Genomic DNA, 15,281 nt, shown 5'->3' on the forward strand with positions numbered 1-15,281 from the left:
TGCTTGAATAAGCCAACGAATAATGGCTTTACCTTGTTAGAAGTTTTAATAGCTATCGCTATTTTTTCAATGATCAGCATGAGTAGTTTCACTATTTTTAATACGGTATTAAAAGGTAATGAGTCATCTAAAATTCGTACCGAACGCGTTAATGAATTACAGCGAGGCTTTTTACTTATCGAGCGTGATTTACTGCAAATTGCTAAACGCAGTATTCGATTAAATGGCGAAGCTCCCCAGCAAGATTTTTTATATACTGACAGCAATAGTTTTTCAAATGGCGAAAGTACCTTAGCTTTTGTTCGCAACGGATGGACAAATCCAGGTCTACTATTACCGCGTAGCAATATGCAATCAGTCGCTTATCAATTAAATGAGGGAACCTTTGAGCGACTTCATTTTAATTTTGTTGACGCTATCCAAGGGCAAGAGCCTAAAAGAAGAAAGTTAATCACCGAGATTGAAGCGCTAAATTTTGAGTTTTTTTATGACAAAAAATGGCAAAAACAAATTATAAATAAAAGTTTACCTCGAGCGATTGCTGTTGAGCTAATAACTAAAGATTATGGGCTTATAAGACGAGAATTTTTAGTGGCGGGTGATGATGTCTAAATTTAAAGCCTACGTATTGTGCTGTTCGTTATGGGAGGTCTAATGAAGAACTCTCAGTGCCGTACTGATATGAGTAAGTCGACCGCTAAAAAAGTGACCGGTGTGGCGTTAATTACTGTTTTGCTTATCGTCGCGTTAGCCGCCGTATTAGCCACACAGATGACTGCGCGCTTGCAGTTGCAGATGCAACGTACTAATAATGTTACGCTAAATCAGCAGGCTTATTGGTATGCGATGGGCGCAGAAGCGTTTGCAAAAAGAATATTAATCAATGTTTTTAAAGATGAAAAAGACGTAACGCATTTAGAACAAATTTGGGCTCAAGGCGAAACAAGTTATCCTGTTGACTTTGGACAAATTACCGGCGAAATTTTTGATATGCAAGCCTGTTTTAATTTAAATGCTTTAAGGCCTGATGATAATGCTACTCCTACGGGCACTCAAAGGCGCCCAATAGAAGACGCTTTCCAAAAATTAATTATGTCGCTTAATGTTGAAGGTGTTAGTCAGTTTGATGCTGAATACATGACCGATGCATTGGTTGACTGGCTTGATCAAAACAGCGCTATAGCCAGTGCTGGTGGTGCTGAAGATAATGATTACTCTGCAAAAGAGTTTCCTTATTTACCCGCTAATTATTATTTGGCCAGTATTACCGAACTACGCTTAATTGAACACTTTACTGTGCCGGTTATTAATAAATTAAAAGAGTATGCTTGCGTAATACCTAATAATAATCTTCATAAAATGAATATAAACACCATAAGAAGCGACCAACCTGAATTGTTGGAGGCTTTTTTAGGTATTCCTTTAGCGGATGCAGAAAATGCCTTGGCTAGCCGAGAGGGTGCTGGTTTTAAAACACGAGATGAGTTTTTTAATTTAGCCGATATATCAAAACATACAAAAATAACCAATGATCAAAAAGAGCAGTTCGATGTTGTTAGCCATTATTTTAAACTAAAAAGTATCGCTAGTTTTAATGACAGCTACTTCGCGTTGAGCACTTTAATGAAAGTTGAAAGCAATAATAATATCTCCGTAGTGAGTCGTACCATAGGACGAGAGTAATGACCGAAAAGTTATATATCCGATTAGGTACTAACGCAAAAGACGTAGTGCACTGGGTAATATTTAGTGACGATCAAGAAGGCATCATTGCCAGTGGTGAACTCCCCAATGCCAATGCGTTAGAGCAATTAGCTGAGAAAGCCAAACAACGTGAAGTCATTACGTTTGTGCCAGCCAGTGATATCAGTTTGAAAAGTTTAACGGTACCCAGTAAATCTTCAAAAGCGATGCGCTTAGCTGTGCCGTATATGCTTGAAGATGAATTAGCACAAGATGTTGAAGAGTTATTTTTCGCTTATAGTGATATCAAAATTGTCGGTAGTGCGCACAATTGCTTTGTTGCAATTATCGAATCTGCTCAGTTGGCATTATGGCAAGGGTGGTTAAAAAGTGCAGATATTACCTGTAAAAAAATCATCCCAGATGTACTTGCAATGCCACTGACTAATGAAGTGAATGTTGGTAGTGCAATTGTATTAGGTGAGCAAATACTGATACGCCAAGGACAATGGCAAGGGATCACCATAGACAGCAACACTTGGCCGTTAATTAGTCAGTCACTTAGTGGTACTCAAACAGTAGAGAAAATTAGCAGTGAGCAAAAATCAGTAGCGGATAATGATAGCAATAATGACGTACCCAACAGTTTCTCATTAAATGCTTATTCAATATTACCTGAAACCATCGCTAAACTGACCATCAATGCGATGCCAGAAGAGCTGCCTTTGGCGTTATTAGCCGCTACATATAATCATGAAAAAGCGGGTAAGTTCAATTTACTACAGGGTGACTTCAAAGTTAAAGAACAGCGCTCACCCGTGCTAAAAAGTTGGTTTTTGGCCGCAGGTATTGCCATGTTCGCTTTATTGCTTAATGTCGGTATTAAAGGTGCCGAATTAATACAGCTTCATAGTCAACAGGCTGAAATTGAACAGCAAATCATTAGTACCTATAAAAAGGCTTTTCCAAAAACTAAGCGAGTTCGAGTCTCAACTATTCGCTCCCAACTTAAGCAGAAACTCAAAGAAGTAGGAGGGGCTAGTGGAGAAAGTGGCTTTTTAGCTATCTTAACTCAAGTGCAACCAGCGTTAGCTTTAGTGCCTGAAATAAAACCCCAAACGTTGAAGTTTGATGGTAAGCGCAACGAGATTCGTATGCAGGCAATTGCCAGTGATTATCAGTATTTTGATAAGTTAAAAATCGCTCTTGAAGAGAGTAATCTGACGGTATCTATGGGCGCGCAAAATAATCAAGGTGATCAAATTTCTGGCTCATTCAGCATAACCAGTAATGATGATAATCAGCAATCAACAAACACAAGTAAGGGGCGATAATGAAAACGTGGTGGCAACAATTAAAAAGCTCTGAGCAACGACTCGTTGCTATGATGAGCTTTGTTGTAGTGCTGTTTTTATTTTACAGCGCAGTGTGGCAACCATTGGTTACTAATACTGATAAAACTCAACAAAAAATCATGCGCCAACAAGCGCTTTATACCTGGGTGCAAGAAAATACCCTGCGCTATCAACAGTCACAAAAAAGAGTGGCATCATCAGCCAGCAATGCCAGCCTTTCTAGTATTGTTAACAGCAGTGCCGGTCGTAATAATATTTCGATAGCTCGCTTGCAACCTCAAGGTGAAGACTTACAAGTATGGATTGATGAAGTCCCCTTTACACAGTTACTTAGTTGGCTTGAATTTTTAGCCAATAATGAAAGTTTATTAGTGAAAAGTATTGATTTAAGTAAAGCCGATCGCAACGGTGTTGTTAGAGTTCGTCGCTTACAATTAGGAAAAGGTTAATGAAAAAGTGGTTTGCTTACGGAGCAATGTTCTTTAGTTTATATTTGATTTTTTTAATTGCAACTATGCCTGCAGCTTGGGTGGTTAGCTTTATTAATTTACCAAAAAACAGCCAAGTATCTCAACTTTCTGGCACAGTGTGGCAAAGTTATGCAAAACAAGTCCGCATTGATAATGTCGACATTAACAATGTCAGTAGTGAGTTAAGTTTCCTCTCATTATTGATGCTTGACCCGACAATTAAGTTAACTTTTGGCGGTGCCTTAGTCAGTGGACCAGAAGGTAGGTTGACAGCAAGCCAATTGCTTAAGCAGATAAAAATTACTAATGTTGATATCACAGTAGCTGCACAACAAATTACGGAAAAGCTTAATCTAGCTATCCCGATGCAAGCCCACAACCTTATTGAACTCAGTGTTGATGAATTTATACTCGGCAAGCCTGTATGTCAGCAAATGAAGGGCTTAATAAAATGGAACAAGGCAGCTATCACCGCATTATCAGAAAAAGCAAATTTAGGTACGTTATCTGCTGAGTTGGCTTGTGAAAAAGGGGCGCTTGCGTTTATCATTGCCCCTGAAAACGATCTTGGACTCACGTTTACCGCTTATCTGCATAATACCAATAGAGCTTCTGGAAATGGTTATTTAAAGCCAGGTGCGAACTTCCCTGAAAAATTAAAGCCACTGCTGTCCTTTATTGGCAAAGCTGATAACCAAGGGCGCTATCGATTGAATTTTTAAGCCATTTAATACGGTGATTAATCGTTACTTAGGCTAAACCTATTTCATCCTGGCTTTACGTCAGGATGAATAATAGCCATTACTTAATGGGATATTTCTTTATTTCATCAATTAATGTTCTAAAGTCTGATGTAGATGGGTAATCGTTAACAATATGTGGTGTTTTCTGACTATCTGGGTTTTCAACCGCTAATAAATGTTCAAAACCATAGCGTTGAGCCGATGCTAAAATATTGATACTATCATCAACAAACAAAGTGTTCTCTAGGCTAAAACCTTGTTTCTCTTGAAGACGTTGCCATAATAATTGTGATTCTTTGGTAACACCAAATTCATGCGTAGAATATAAAACATCAAAATATTTATCGAGTTGCGTGCGTTCAATCTTAAGCAACAAGCTATCTGGGTGAGCATTAGTAACCAGTATTATTTCTCGTCCACTCTCTCGTAGTGCCACCATAAAATCATGAGCATCATGGCGTAAGCTAATTAAGTGTTGTACTTCACGTTTTAATGCTTGAATCGGTAATTGGGTTTGTTCAGCCCAGTAGTCTAAACAGTACCAGTCAATGGTCCCAGCAACTCTTTCATAGTGGCTTGCTAAGTTTTCTTTTGCTTGCTCAAGTGAAATCTTTGCATGCTCACTGTAACGTAGTGGTAAATGATGGAGCCAGAAATGGTTGTCAAAATGTAAATCTAAAATCGTTCCATCCATATCTAAAAGTACGGTAGAAATTTTTGACCAATTAAGCATATTATTTTTCCTAAGAGCGATTAATTATTAATTATATCTAAAGTTAACGTGCTATTCTAAAACTATATTATTAATATTTTACTCTTAGGTTTAGCTACCATGAGCAATAGTTTAACACTTCCCAAAGTCACTCAACGTAAGCAAGTTGCCAAGAGTCGCTTGTTTGCTATAGAACAAGTAGATCTCACCTTCAGTAACGGCGTAGAGCGAGAATATGAACGCATGCAAGGCTACGGTCGAGGCGCTGTATTAATTGTACCTATGTTAGACGATGAAACGTTTTTATTAGTACGCGAGTATTGTGCTGGCACCCATACATATGAGCTTGGCTTCCCGAAAGGACTTATTGATGAAGGCGAAAGTGCAGAGCATGCTGCTAATCGTGAGTTAAAAGAAGAAGTCGGCTATGGGGCGAATAAATTCACCCATGTGCATCGAGTCGCAACAGCACCGGCTTTTTTCTCTGCCTCAATGGAAATATTTCTTGCTGAAAGTTTATATGCAGAAAAACTCCCCGGTGATGAACCTGAAGAGCTAGAAGTTGTCTCATGGAAACTTGCCGACTATCAATCATTACTTGCCCAACCTGACTTTAATGAAGCAAGAAGCATAGCTGCTCTAATGCTGGTAAAAGATTTAGTTAAGAATATTTTAAAATAACACTCAAAAGAAAAAGTAAGTGAAGATTAATGAACAATGAAACGTTACTCGCCATCGCGATAGAAAGTGCAAAAAAAGCAGGCCTAGAAGTTACTAAGCATTACAAGTCGGGCAATTACACGTCAGAAATTAAAGAAGATAATAGCCCCGTTACTAGTGCTGACTATGCGGCTAACGATGTATTGATGCAAGAGCTGTCACGCTTGGCACCTGGCATTCCTATTATTTCTGAAGAAGTTGGTGCATTAGCGCTTAATCAAAGAAAAAATTGGTCACGATATTGGCTACTCGACCCTATTGATGGGACAGGTGAGTTTATTAAAGGCAGTGGCGATTTTGCTGTTAATGTCGCTTTGGTGGAAAATGGCTGGCCAAGTATTGGTGTTATTCACGCACCAGATCACCAACTTACCTACTATGGACAAAATAAGCTTGGCGCTTTTAAAGAAAGCCATACCGGTAGCCAGCAAATTCATGTCGCTAAATATGATGGCAAACGAAAAATCAAAGTGGCGGTAAGCCGCCGACAAGAGCTCAGCCTAATGGGGCAATACCTTAACAACGAAAACTTTGCTTTTGAATATGTGGCATTAGGCAGTTGCTCACTGAAAAACTGTCTAATTGCTGAAGGTGGTGCAGATTGTTACTTACGTATTGGTCCTACAGGTGAGTGGGATACAGGAGCGAGCCATTGTATTATCGAACAAGCGGGAGGCTCAATAATTGATAGTGAGTTTTTACCGTTAACTTATAATCAACGGGAAGGATTAATGAATCCTGACTTTATGACTTTAGGTGCGAGTAATATTCCGTGGCAAAGTATTGTGACCCCTCATCGAGCGCGACGCTCTTAATTTTTATTTTATTTTCAAAGGACCTATTATGCGTATTATATCTACTTTTATTTTAAGCCTTTCACTCCTGCTTACGGCACCAGCCTATAGTGCTTGGCAGTTGGACTCTAAAAATTCATCGTTAACTTTTGTGTCGATTAAAAAAGGCACTGTGGCTGAAAGTCATAGCTTTAAAGAATTTACGGGTGTTATCAACAATAGCGGCCTGGCAAATGTGACCATTGACCTAAGCAGTGTTGACACCAATATTGCGATACGTGATCAAAGAATGGCGGAGTTTCTCTTTGAAACAGCTACTTTTGCACAAGCGAGCTTTAGTGCGCAACTTAATCGTGCAGATATTGATGCGATAACTATCGGTTCAAGTCAGAAAATGTCACTTACGGGTAGCCTGAATTTACATGGTCACCAGCAAGAACTTACATTGAATGTTATGGTGGCTAAGCTATCAGCAAATCATATGCTAGTGAGCACCTTAAAGCCGGCTATCATTAAAGCCGAAGACTTTGCGTTAGTGGCAGGTATTAATAAATTAAAATCATTAGCAAATCTACCAAGCATTGCTTATGCCGTGCCGGTAAGTTTTGTATTAACTTTCACCCAATAGCAAATAAGTAACGAACATCCACAGGGTGTTCGTTGCTATAAAATAACTATTGCGTTTGTTCTTGTTCTTGCTCGTTTTGTTGTTGTTCAAACTGATCAATAGGTAAAATATTTACCGTATCATGAAGCTCTGAATAAACTAAAAACGCACTACCATTAGCAAGTTGTATTTTTACTTGCGCCACTTTTTCGGACAAAGACACATCGTCCGCACCATATTCGGTACCTTCACGTAAAACAAACTCTCGAATAATACCTGTTAACGTATCGGGTTGTAGATCTTTGTAGGGGATTATCATAGGTAGCTCTCTAAAAAATTTGGAACACGATGTTCTAGCCAAAACTTTGGTCTTAAGGGATTATTACCATTGATAAAGCCAACATGCCCCCCTTTTTTACTGACCTCAAAACATATGTTACTGGGAATACTGCTAATATCACGGGTATTTTCATCACATAAGAAAGGGTCGTCATTTGAATGAATAATTAAGCAGGGTTGTTTAATTTTATCCAAAATAAAACGTCCACTCGCCTGATGATAATAATCTTCAGCGCTCTCAAAACCGTTAATAGGGGCTGTTACCAGTTGATCGAATTGCCAAATGGTCTTAATTTCATCGAGCTTATGGGCCAGTCTTTGCGATAGCGGAGCAGAGAGTAGATTACTGTCCATTTTATCCTTAATACTGTCTTTGAGCATGCCCACTAGATATTTCTGATATATACGCGAAAAGCCTTTGTTAATCCGCTTGCTACAACTGGCCAAATGTAGAGGGGCACAAATGATTGCAGCGGCTTGATAAGGATTATTAGGTTCTTTTGCTAAATAGCGCGCTAGTACATTACCCCCTAAAGAAAAGCCAATAATTGTCATTGGAAGCTGTGGATATTTTTTCTTTAAAAATTGCGTTAAATAACTAATATCATCAGTATCGCCACTATGATACGAACGTGCTTTTCTATTGACTCGTCCACTACAGCCCCTAAAATGCATCAGTACTCCGATCCACTGTTTCTCTTTAATAGCCGATAACATTCCTTTAGCATAATGACTGTTAACTGAACCTTCTAAACCATGAAGAACAACCACTAAAGGACGAGTTTCATTAGGTTTAGGTTTATCGGTCCATGCTAAATCAATAAAGTCGCCATCAGGTAACTCCACTGTTTCATTGCAAGTTTCTAGCTGTTTTCTAGATCTTAAAAATTTTGCAATAATAGTTTGGCAATGAGGATTGTGTAGCCACCAAGCTGGAGTGAATTGACTTTGAGTAAACATTTAAAGTTATAGTGGTCTGTTGTGGTTTATCAGTTTTATTATTGTATGTGAATTGAAAATAAATAGATATTTTTAGGCTAAAAAAAAGCTTACAAGGCTAAACGCCATCATAAACTTGTTGTCTTATATTCGTTGATTAATGAGTATACCTTTTCATCATTTTCTTCACGTGATTTGTTTTGACGTTCAATTACATTGAGCGTAGAGGAAGATTGATTAATAGATAAGTTAATAAGCACACCTCAGTATTTAAGATTAATTGTGCAGATAATGCATGACAATCAACATAGACAAGTGCTGTTAGTATAACAAAAAACAATTATCCTTCGTTATTCAGATGAAAGTTGAGCTAAACCTTCTAAAATAGGGCAGTCAGGGTTATCGTCACCATCACATTGATCAGCTAGTTTTTGTAATATTGTTCTCATTTGCTCTAGCTCCAATATTTTTTCATTTATCTCCTGTAAATGACTCAACGCTAGTTGCTTCACGTGTCGACTTTCTCTATCAGTATCGAGCCAGAACTTGAGCAGTGACTGAATCTCAATCATGGAAAAACCTAAATTTCTCGAACGACGGATGAATCCCAATTGTTGTATGTGTGCTTGGTTATAAAGTCGATAACCTGCATCTGTGCGACTCGTTTTTTTTAATACGCCAATTTCTTCATAGTATCGGATCATTTTGGCCGACACCACTGTTAAGTTAGAGGCTTTACCTATGGTGACAAGTTTCGCCATGTTATTTCTCCTTAAGAGTCCAACGTTGCAATAACAATGCGTTACTGACGACAAATAAGCTACTAAATGCCATCGCAGCTCCGGCAATAATAGGGTCAAGATACCCAAAGGCTGCTAGTGGAATTCCCACAGCATTAAAGATAAATGCCCAAAAAAGGTTTTGCTGTATTTTACGATAAGTTAGCCTTGCAATGATCAATGCCGTGGGTACTAGGCTTGGTTTACTGCGCATTAACGTGAAAGAAGCTGCGCTAACGGCAACATCAGTACCAGACGCCATTGCCATACCCAAATCTGCTTGGGCTAGCGCTGGCGCATCATTAATGCCATCACCAACCATAGCAACCTGATAACCTTGCTCTTGATATTGCAGAATATATTTTGCTTTATCTGCAGGCAACACCTCAGCTTTAAAATCGTCTAACTGTAATTCTGTCGCTACCGATGTTGCACTCGCTTGATTGTCACCGGTAAGCATAGCAACCTTTATACCTTGTTGTTGCAGTAGCTTCACAGCCTGCAGCGCATCAGACTTCAATTTATCACTAAAACAAAACAGCCCAAGTAATGTGATCTTATCTTGCTGCTGACTAGCCAACCAAGAAACAGAGGCACCTGGTATTTTTATGTGTTCGGTTGGAAGTTTTACCCCTAACTCCTGCATCCAATGACTACTGCCCATCAAGACTAAATTGTCACCAATGTTGCCTTTGACACCATAACCCGCGACAACTTGAAATTCAGCGACAGGTATTGGTTGTGTTTCGCTGGCTAATGCTTTTTCAACCACAGCTTTGCCTAATGGGTGCTCACTATTTATTTGTAAGGAATAGGCCAGCTGCAATACTGCTTCTTCACTACCACTGATGACCCTCATCTCATTTACAACGGGTTTGCCTTGGGTCAAGGTGCCTGTTTTATCAAATACCACTAAATTTATTTCTTTTGCCTGCTCTAACGCCACTGCATCTTTAACCAATACGCCTAATCTGGCAGCGGTTCCTGTACCTGCCATTATGGCTGCTGGAGTTGCTAAACCAAGTGCACATGGACAGGCAATCACTAAAACGGCTACCGCATTGAGAATGCCATTGGTCCAGTCATCAAATACTAAACCCAACACCAATAAGGTGGTAAGTGCGACCAATAACACCACAGGAATGAAGATACTACTGACTTTATCTACTATTGCTTGTACGGGAGCTTTTGCACCTTGGGCTTGCTCTACTAATTCAATAATTTTAGATAAAGTAGATTCGCTACCAACATTCGTGGCAAGGATCTCCAAAATACCGTCCAAATTAAGTGAGCCACCCGTGACAACGTCACCTTCTTTTTTACTTAACGGAATTGATTCACCACTAATTAACGCCTCATCCAGATGACTCTGGCCCTGCAAAATTTCACCGTCAACAGGGATGCTTTCGCCCGGTATTACTTTAACTTTTTCACCTGATTTTACTGATGAAGCGGCCACTTTTTGCCATTTACCTAAGCGCTGCACTGTTGCCTCAACAGGTTTCAAATTTTCCAATGCTCTAAGTGCATCAGTTGTTCGGCGTTTTGCTTTGTGTTCTAAATATTTACCCAGCAGAACCAAGGTTATTACTGCGCTACTACTTTCAAAATACAAGTGCGGCATGCCATGAGCGCTATTAAAGCTCCACCACAAATACAAAGATAGTCCGTAGGCTGCACTGGTACCTATGGAGACAAGAAGATCCATGTTGCCCATGCCAGCTTTTAATGCTCCCCAGCCTGCACGATAAAAGCGAGCGCCAAAATAGAACTGTACTGGCGTAGCTAATAGCCATTGCCAAACTGGCGGTAACATCCACTGTTGGGAAAACAACATGCCTAACATGGGTAACACCAGTGGCAAGGTAAGTAGGCCTGCTCCCAATACGGGCCAACATGCTTTAGTATAAAAAGGCTGATGTTGGCTGGGCTTTTCTATCACGCTGTCATTGTTCAACGGGATAAAAAGGTAACCGGCTTGTGTCACGGCTTGGGTTAGTTGTTCATCCGTTACAAAGGATAAAGTTTTTACTTGTACGTGCTCGGTGGCTAAATTGACCGATGCATCGACCACACCGGTTACTTTTAACAATGCCTGTTCGACCCGCGTCACACAAGAGGAGCAACTCATCTTTCCAATACCAAATTGCTTTACCTTTACGGGCACTTGATAACCAGCCTCAATAACAGCGGTAATTAATTCACTATGACTGGCAGTGCCTTGAATAGTAGCCGTATCTGTAGCTAGGTTAACGGTAACATCTGTCACGCCAACCACTTTGTGTAAGGCCTTTTCAACACGACCGACACATGAAGCACAGGTCATACCGTCAATTATAAATTGTGTAGTTGTATTCATAAGCTTCTCATCTTAATTGAATTGTAGAACTAAGTTGAGGTTAAAGCTTACCACGGTAGTAGGGTCAACTGTTTTAGTATAAAAAGTGTTATAAGTAACAATTTATAATTTAACGGTGAACACCGTATTTTAAGGAGGAGTACAACAATCTTAATGACTGCTTTTTTAGATCAGCGATACCTGAGGTTAAATCTTTAATGTCTATATTCGTATCAAACAGTAAAATATACGCCTGCAAAATTTTAGGTTGCTAAAGACTCCTCTTTGGCAGCTATTGCCCTTAGGGTTATATTGTAGAAATTAACTACTTCAACGTTTAATTAAATTTTTTGAAAGATATTTTCGGTGCTTAAACGTAATAATTGCAGTTGCTGACTTTATTTAACGGTTTCCACCTTAATTTAGAAGGTTGCAACTTTAATCAACTTATACAGGTTTTTACCTAATTATTTTCATTGATGTTTTTAAGAAAATAATAAACATAAAAAGCACCAATACCTAAAAGAATTGCTAATCCGCCAAAAGAATAAAGTACAACGGGATCATTAATAATCATATCGAAAAAGTTCATAATAGACTCCATAAAAATAATTGAGTTATAACAAAAATGGCTATAACGTAATGTTATAGCCATTTTAAATCGTGGGTTACTTTATGGTTGTGATATAGATCAATGAACCTTAAATTTATCCCTTAGATTATTGTCTTATTTTTTAGAGCTAAGGTTTTATTGTTTAGCTTTTAATGCTTCTTGTTCGATAATTTGTTGATAAAGTCGGTCAGCCTTTTCCCTTGCTTGAGCTATTTCTACATTGCTGAGTTTTAAGGAGTCCATATCGCGACTTTTTCCTGCATTTTGATAACCATTACTTGCGGAAATAATATTCCATATAAAAGACATCTCTACACTTTTCTCAACACCCAATCCTTCAAAATACATCAGTGCTAAATTAAACTGGGCTAGGGCGTAGTTTTGCTTTGCCGCAGTTTCATACCAACGTGCGGCTTTTGGATAGTCTTTATATGTACCCGTGCCATTGAAATACATAACACCAAGATTAAATTGTGCGGCAACGGAGTCTCTTATCGCTGCTCTTTCCATCAGTGCAAAAGCGGTTTTTAAATCTTTTTTAACGATGACTCCGTCAGAATACATCAGTGACAAACTAAATAGTGCGTCGGGGTGATTTTGTGAAGCGGCTAAGGACATTAATTCCAACGCTTTTTTGGGATCTTTTGTAACGCCGTAACCATTTAAATAAATAAGCGCCATTTGATACTGCGCAGGAGAATACTCCTGAGCAACTAAGGGTTCAAATTCATTTATAGCCGCTTTAAAAGCACCACGGTTTAATTCATAAATGCCTTGGTCAAGATCACCTTGATAAGCAAAGCTCGAAACACTACTTACTATAGATAGACAAAAAAGGGCGAATATTGTTTTTTTCATAACGTTCTCATTATTTTAATCGTATGATTATTAAGTGTAGCAAGTAATATAATTTAATGATTAATTTTTACAGTGAAGCTTGCAACATAATTTCTTCAATTTGTTCTTCTAATTCGAGCCAATACATTTCATTTTCTTCAACATCTGCTTTGAGCTTAGCTTGTTGCTTAATGAGTACGGCTAAGCGTGCTTTATGTTCACTTTGATATATCTCACTTTCGGCTAATACTCCTTCAACTTCAGCTAATTCAGTTTGCAGCAGTTGCACTTTCTTCTCGTATTTATCGGCTTGTTTACGCAGTGGAGATGCTTTTTTACGTAATTCAGCTTGGTCTTTGCGTAATTGTTTTTTATCAACAACCTCAAGAGACTTTGCGGGTTTAGTATTTTTCAGTGTTTGTTTTTTGTCTTCATTAAGCCATTGTTGATAGTCATCAATATCACCAGAGAACTCGCTAACTTGACCATTGGCAACTAAGAAAAACTCATCAACACACGACTCTAATAAAAAGCGATCATGGGCAATCAAAATAATAGCCCCTTCAAAGTCTTGTAAAGCAAAGACAAGTGCTTGACGCATTTCTAAATCAAGATGGTTAGTGGGCTCATCGAGGAGAAGTAATTGTGGCTTTTCATTAACAATTAACGCCAATACCAGACGTGCTTTTTCTCCACCTGACATGGTACTTACCGGAGAGAGTGCTTGGTCGCCAGTAAAACCAAAGCTACCTAAAAAATTGCGCGCTTGTAGCTCTGTAGTCTCAGGTTTAGCACGAACAATATGATCAATCGCACTACTTGGCATATGTAATTGTTCAAGCTGATGTTGAGAGAAGTAACCAACAGTTAAGTCTTGGGCGCAATAACGCTCGCCTTTAATTAAGGCAATATCGCCGGCTAATGACTTTATTAATGTCGACTTACCCGCACCGTTTCGTCCTAAAAGACCGATTCTACTACCGGGTACCAGTGTGAGACCGACATCACGTAAAATAATGGTTTCTGGATTATAGCCACAGGTTGTCTCTTTTAACGCTAATAACGGATAAGGCAATGTTTCCGGTGTTTTGAAACTGAAGGTAAATTGGCTATCAACATGTGCGGGTGCTAAGTCAGGTAATTTTTGTAAACGCTTTAAACGACTTTGTGCTTGTTTTGCTTTACTGGCTTTTGCTCTAAAGCGATCGACGAATGAGGTTAAGTGAGCAACTTCTTTTTGCTGTTTTTGAAATTGAGCATCTTGTTGTGCTAAATGTTCCGCGCGCTGACGCTCAAAGGCGCTATAATTACCCGAATATAATTTTGCTTGTTGATGTTCAATATGAAGAATTTGTTCAATAACGTCATCGAGAAAATCACGATCATGTGAAATAAGCACTAAAGTACCGGTAAAGCGTTTTAACCAACGCTGTAACCAAATTACCGCATCTAAATCTAGATGGTTAGTGGGTTCATCGAGTAAAAGTAAATCTGCGCGGCTAATTAACGCTTGAGCCAAGTTAAGACGCATGCGCCAACCACCAGAAAAATCCTTTACGGCATCACCTAGTTGTTCTTGTAAAAAACCTAAACCATGCAATAACTCGCTGGCACGGGCGGGTAAACTGTAGCCATTTATGGCGTCAATATGGTTGAGAATTAAGGCTTCTTGGTTGCCATCATCATTTAATCGAGCTTTCTCAAGTTGTTGCTCAAGTTGACGAAACTCTTTATCTCCGTCCATCACATAATCTAAGGCGGATTGCTCGAGGGCGGGAGTTTCTTGTTTTACTGTCGCGACATCCCAGCCTGAAGGCATATTTACATCGCCCCTATCGGGCTGTAACTCACCTAATAAGGCCGCAAATAAAGAAGATTTTCCACAGCCATTAGCGCCAACTAAGCCGACTTTGTGATTAGGATGAATAGTAAAGCTTGATGATTTTATGAGGTTTTTAGCGCCTCTATCTAAGCTTAAATCGGTGGCTATGATCATTGTGTGTTATTACTCATTTTAATTCAGGCCGCTATTGTCCTTTTCCTATCGACAAGATTCAAGGTAAAATAATACAACTCGATTTTATTTGGATTGAAACACATGAAAAAAAGATTTATTGCTGGCGCTATTTGCCCGAAATGTAATGCTATGGACACCATGGGATTAACAAAAGAAAATAATGTTGAAAAAGTTACTTGTGTTAGCTGTGGGCATCAAATGTCACAGCCAGAAGAGCATGTCGTTAAAGAAATCCGTCCGCAAGAGCAAGTGATTGGTATTTTTAAGCAAGAATAAATCATTATTTTACCAAGCTGAAATATTTCAGCTTGGTATTTATTTGAATGAAAGCTCAG

Annotated in this window: 17 protein-coding genes; 9 read left to right on the forward strand and 8 right to left on the reverse strand. The window is 38.9% G+C overall.

What is annotated here, in order from left to right:
- The first annotated feature begins 3 nt into the window (after positions 1–3).
- Genes gspJ through H4J57_RS12245 form a run of 5 tightly spaced genes read left to right on the forward strand, consistent with a single transcriptional unit; the run spans position 4 to position 4,230 of the window.
- Positions 4–612 (forward strand): type II secretion system minor pseudopilin GspJ, encoded by a 609-nt coding sequence (gene gspJ / locus H4J57_RS12225; protein ID WP_220465911.1) that lies wholly within the window; start codon positions 4–6, stop codon positions 610–612.
- A gap of 42 nt (positions 613–654) precedes the next feature.
- Complete coding sequence (gene gspK / locus H4J57_RS12230; RefSeq protein ID WP_259364606.1) at positions 655–1,683, forward strand: type II secretion system minor pseudopilin GspK; 1,029 nt, start codon at positions 655–657, stop codon at positions 1,681–1,683.
- Positions 1,683–3,017: a type II secretion system protein GspL gene (gene gspL, locus H4J57_RS12235; RefSeq protein WP_182243091.1), complete on the forward strand. Its 1,335-nt coding sequence runs from the start codon at positions 1,683–1,685 to the stop codon at positions 3,015–3,017. The genes gspK and gspL overlap by 1 nt, the downstream gene beginning before the upstream one ends.
- A complete protein-coding gene (gene gspM / locus H4J57_RS12240; protein WP_182243093.1) occupies positions 3,017–3,487 on the forward strand; it encodes a type II secretion system protein GspM in 471 nt (156 codons plus the stop codon). The genes gspL and gspM overlap by 1 nt, the downstream gene beginning before the upstream one ends.
- On the forward strand, positions 3,487–4,230 hold the full coding sequence (locus tag H4J57_RS12245) for a type II secretion system protein N (protein ID WP_182214715.1): 744 nt from the start codon (positions 3,487–3,489) through the stop codon (positions 4,228–4,230). The genes gspM and H4J57_RS12245 overlap by 1 nt, the downstream gene beginning before the upstream one ends.
- A 79-nt stretch (positions 4,231–4,309) precedes the next feature.
- Here H4J57_RS12245 and yrfG read toward each other — a convergent pair whose 3' ends face one another.
- The gene (gene yrfG / locus H4J57_RS12250) at positions 4,310–4,984 is read right to left on the reverse strand and encodes a GMP/IMP nucleotidase (RefSeq protein WP_182176448.1); all 675 of its coding nucleotides are present in this window, start codon (positions 4,982–4,984) and stop codon (positions 4,310–4,312) included.
- A 99-nt stretch (positions 4,985–5,083) separates the two neighbouring features.
- Here yrfG and nudE point away from each other — a divergent pair, with 99 nt between their 5' ends.
- From nudE to H4J57_RS12265, 3 genes are read left to right on the forward strand one after another with little or no spacing between them, the layout of a single operon-like run.
- Positions 5,084–5,644: an ADP compounds hydrolase NudE gene (nudE, locus tag H4J57_RS12255; RefSeq protein ID WP_182214712.1), complete on the forward strand. Its 561-nt coding sequence runs from the start codon at positions 5,084–5,086 to the stop codon at positions 5,642–5,644.
- A 29-nt stretch (positions 5,645–5,673) separates the two neighbouring features.
- Positions 5,674–6,498: a 3'(2'),5'-bisphosphate nucleotidase CysQ gene (gene cysQ, locus H4J57_RS12260; RefSeq protein WP_182214710.1), complete on the forward strand. Its 825-nt coding sequence runs from the start codon at positions 5,674–5,676 to the stop codon at positions 6,496–6,498.
- 28 nt (positions 6,499–6,526) lie between these two features.
- Positions 6,527–7,105 carry a YceI family protein gene (locus H4J57_RS12265; RefSeq protein ID WP_182243095.1) on the forward strand — a complete coding sequence of 193 codons (579 nt, stop codon included), beginning with the start codon at positions 6,527–6,529 and terminating at the stop codon, positions 7,103–7,105.
- A 46-nt stretch (positions 7,106–7,151) separates the two neighbouring features.
- Here the strand turns inward: H4J57_RS12265 and H4J57_RS12270 are convergent, their stop codons facing one another.
- From H4J57_RS12270 to H4J57_RS12295, 7 genes are all read right to left on the reverse strand, one after another.
- Complete coding sequence (locus H4J57_RS12270) at positions 7,152–7,403, reverse strand: YheU family protein (RefSeq protein WP_182243097.1); 252 nt, start codon at positions 7,401–7,403, stop codon at positions 7,152–7,154.
- Positions 7,400–8,383: a hydrolase gene (locus H4J57_RS12275; protein WP_182221215.1), complete on the reverse strand. Its 984-nt coding sequence runs from the start codon at positions 8,381–8,383 to the stop codon at positions 7,400–7,402. Before H4J57_RS12275 ends, H4J57_RS12270 begins: the two co-directional genes overlap by 4 nt.
- Positions 8,384–8,712: 329 nt before the next feature.
- Positions 8,713–9,123 carry a Cu(I)-responsive transcriptional regulator gene (gene cueR, locus H4J57_RS12280; protein WP_182243099.1) on the reverse strand — a complete coding sequence of 137 codons (411 nt, stop codon included), beginning with the start codon at positions 9,121–9,123 and terminating at the stop codon, positions 8,713–8,715.
- A 1-nt stretch (position 9,124) separates the two neighbouring features.
- The gene (locus H4J57_RS12285) at positions 9,125–11,500 is read right to left on the reverse strand and encodes a heavy metal translocating P-type ATPase (protein WP_182243101.1); all 2,376 of its coding nucleotides are present in this window, start codon (positions 11,498–11,500) and stop codon (positions 9,125–9,127) included.
- Between the two features lie 442 nt (positions 11,501–11,942).
- Positions 11,943–12,071 carry a DUF3149 domain-containing protein gene (locus H4J57_RS20090; RefSeq protein WP_157470907.1) on the reverse strand — a complete coding sequence of 43 codons (129 nt, stop codon included), beginning with the start codon at positions 12,069–12,071 and terminating at the stop codon, positions 11,943–11,945.
- A gap of 156 nt (positions 12,072–12,227) precedes the next feature.
- Positions 12,228–12,950: a tetratricopeptide repeat protein gene (locus H4J57_RS12290; protein ID WP_182214699.1), complete on the reverse strand. Its 723-nt coding sequence runs from the start codon at positions 12,948–12,950 to the stop codon at positions 12,228–12,230.
- 67 nt (positions 12,951–13,017) lie between these two features.
- Positions 13,018–14,925, reverse strand: a complete 1,908-nt coding sequence (locus tag H4J57_RS12295; RefSeq protein ID WP_182214697.1) for an ATP-binding cassette domain-containing protein — start codon at positions 14,923–14,925, stop codon at positions 13,018–13,020.
- Between the two features lie 102 nt (positions 14,926–15,027).
- On the opposite strand from H4J57_RS12295, the gene H4J57_RS12300 reads away from it, so the two are divergent.
- Positions 15,028–15,222, forward strand: coding sequence for a YheV family putative zinc ribbon protein (locus H4J57_RS12300; protein WP_070374933.1), 195 nt, complete (start codon positions 15,028–15,030; stop codon positions 15,220–15,222).
- Positions 15,223–15,281 lie beyond the last annotated feature (59 nt).

The organism is Colwellia sp. BRX8-7, assembly GCF_014077275.1.
Lineage (GTDB): Bacteria > Pseudomonadota > Gammaproteobacteria > Enterobacterales > Alteromonadaceae > Colwellia_A.

Coding starts and splice junctions, on each gene's coding strand:
- H4J57_RS12270 (WP_182243097.1), bottom strand. CDS start 7,403: ATGATAATCCCCTACAAAGATCTACAACCCGATACGTTAACAGGTATT.
- H4J57_RS12275 (WP_182221215.1), bottom strand. CDS start 8,383: ATGTTTACTCAAAGTCAATTCACTCCAGCTTGGTGGCTACACAATCCT.
- cueR (WP_182243099.1), bottom strand. CDS start 9,123: ATGGCGAAACTTGTCACCATAGGTAAAGCCTCTAACTTAACAGTGGTG.
- H4J57_RS12295 (WP_182214697.1), bottom strand. CDS start 14,925: ATGATCATAGCCACCGATTTAAGCTTAGATAGAGGCGCTAAAAACCTC.
- nudE (WP_182214712.1), top strand. CDS start 5,084: ATGAGCAATAGTTTAACACTTCCCAAAGTCACTCAACGTAAGCAAGTT.
- H4J57_RS12285 (WP_182243101.1), bottom strand. CDS start 11,500: ATGAATACAACTACACAATTTATAATTGACGGTATGACCTGTGCTTCA.
- gspM (WP_182243093.1), top strand. CDS start 3,017: ATGAAAACGTGGTGGCAACAATTAAAAAGCTCTGAGCAACGACTCGTT.
- cysQ (WP_182214710.1), top strand. CDS start 5,674: ATGAACAATGAAACGTTACTCGCCATCGCGATAGAAAGTGCAAAAAAA.
- H4J57_RS12245 (WP_182214715.1), top strand. CDS start 3,487: ATGAAAAAGTGGTTTGCTTACGGAGCAATGTTCTTTAGTTTATATTTG.
- gspK (WP_259364606.1), top strand. CDS start 655: ATGAAGAACTCTCAGTGCCGTACTGATATGAGTAAGTCGACCGCTAAA.
- gspL (WP_182243091.1), top strand. CDS start 1,683: ATGACCGAAAAGTTATATATCCGATTAGGTACTAACGCAAAAGACGTA.
- H4J57_RS12290 (WP_182214699.1), bottom strand. CDS start 12,950: ATGAAAAAAACAATATTCGCCCTTTTTTGTCTATCTATAGTAAGTAGT.
- H4J57_RS12300 (WP_070374933.1), top strand. CDS start 15,028: ATGAAAAAAAGATTTATTGCTGGCGCTATTTGCCCGAAATGTAATGCT.
- H4J57_RS12265 (WP_182243095.1), top strand. CDS start 6,527: ATGCGTATTATATCTACTTTTATTTTAAGCCTTTCACTCCTGCTTACG.
- H4J57_RS20090 (WP_157470907.1), bottom strand. CDS start 12,071: ATGAACTTTTTCGATATGATTATTAATGATCCCGTTGTACTTTATTCT.
- yrfG (WP_182176448.1), bottom strand. CDS start 4,984: ATGCTTAATTGGTCAAAAATTTCTACCGTACTTTTAGATATGGATGGA.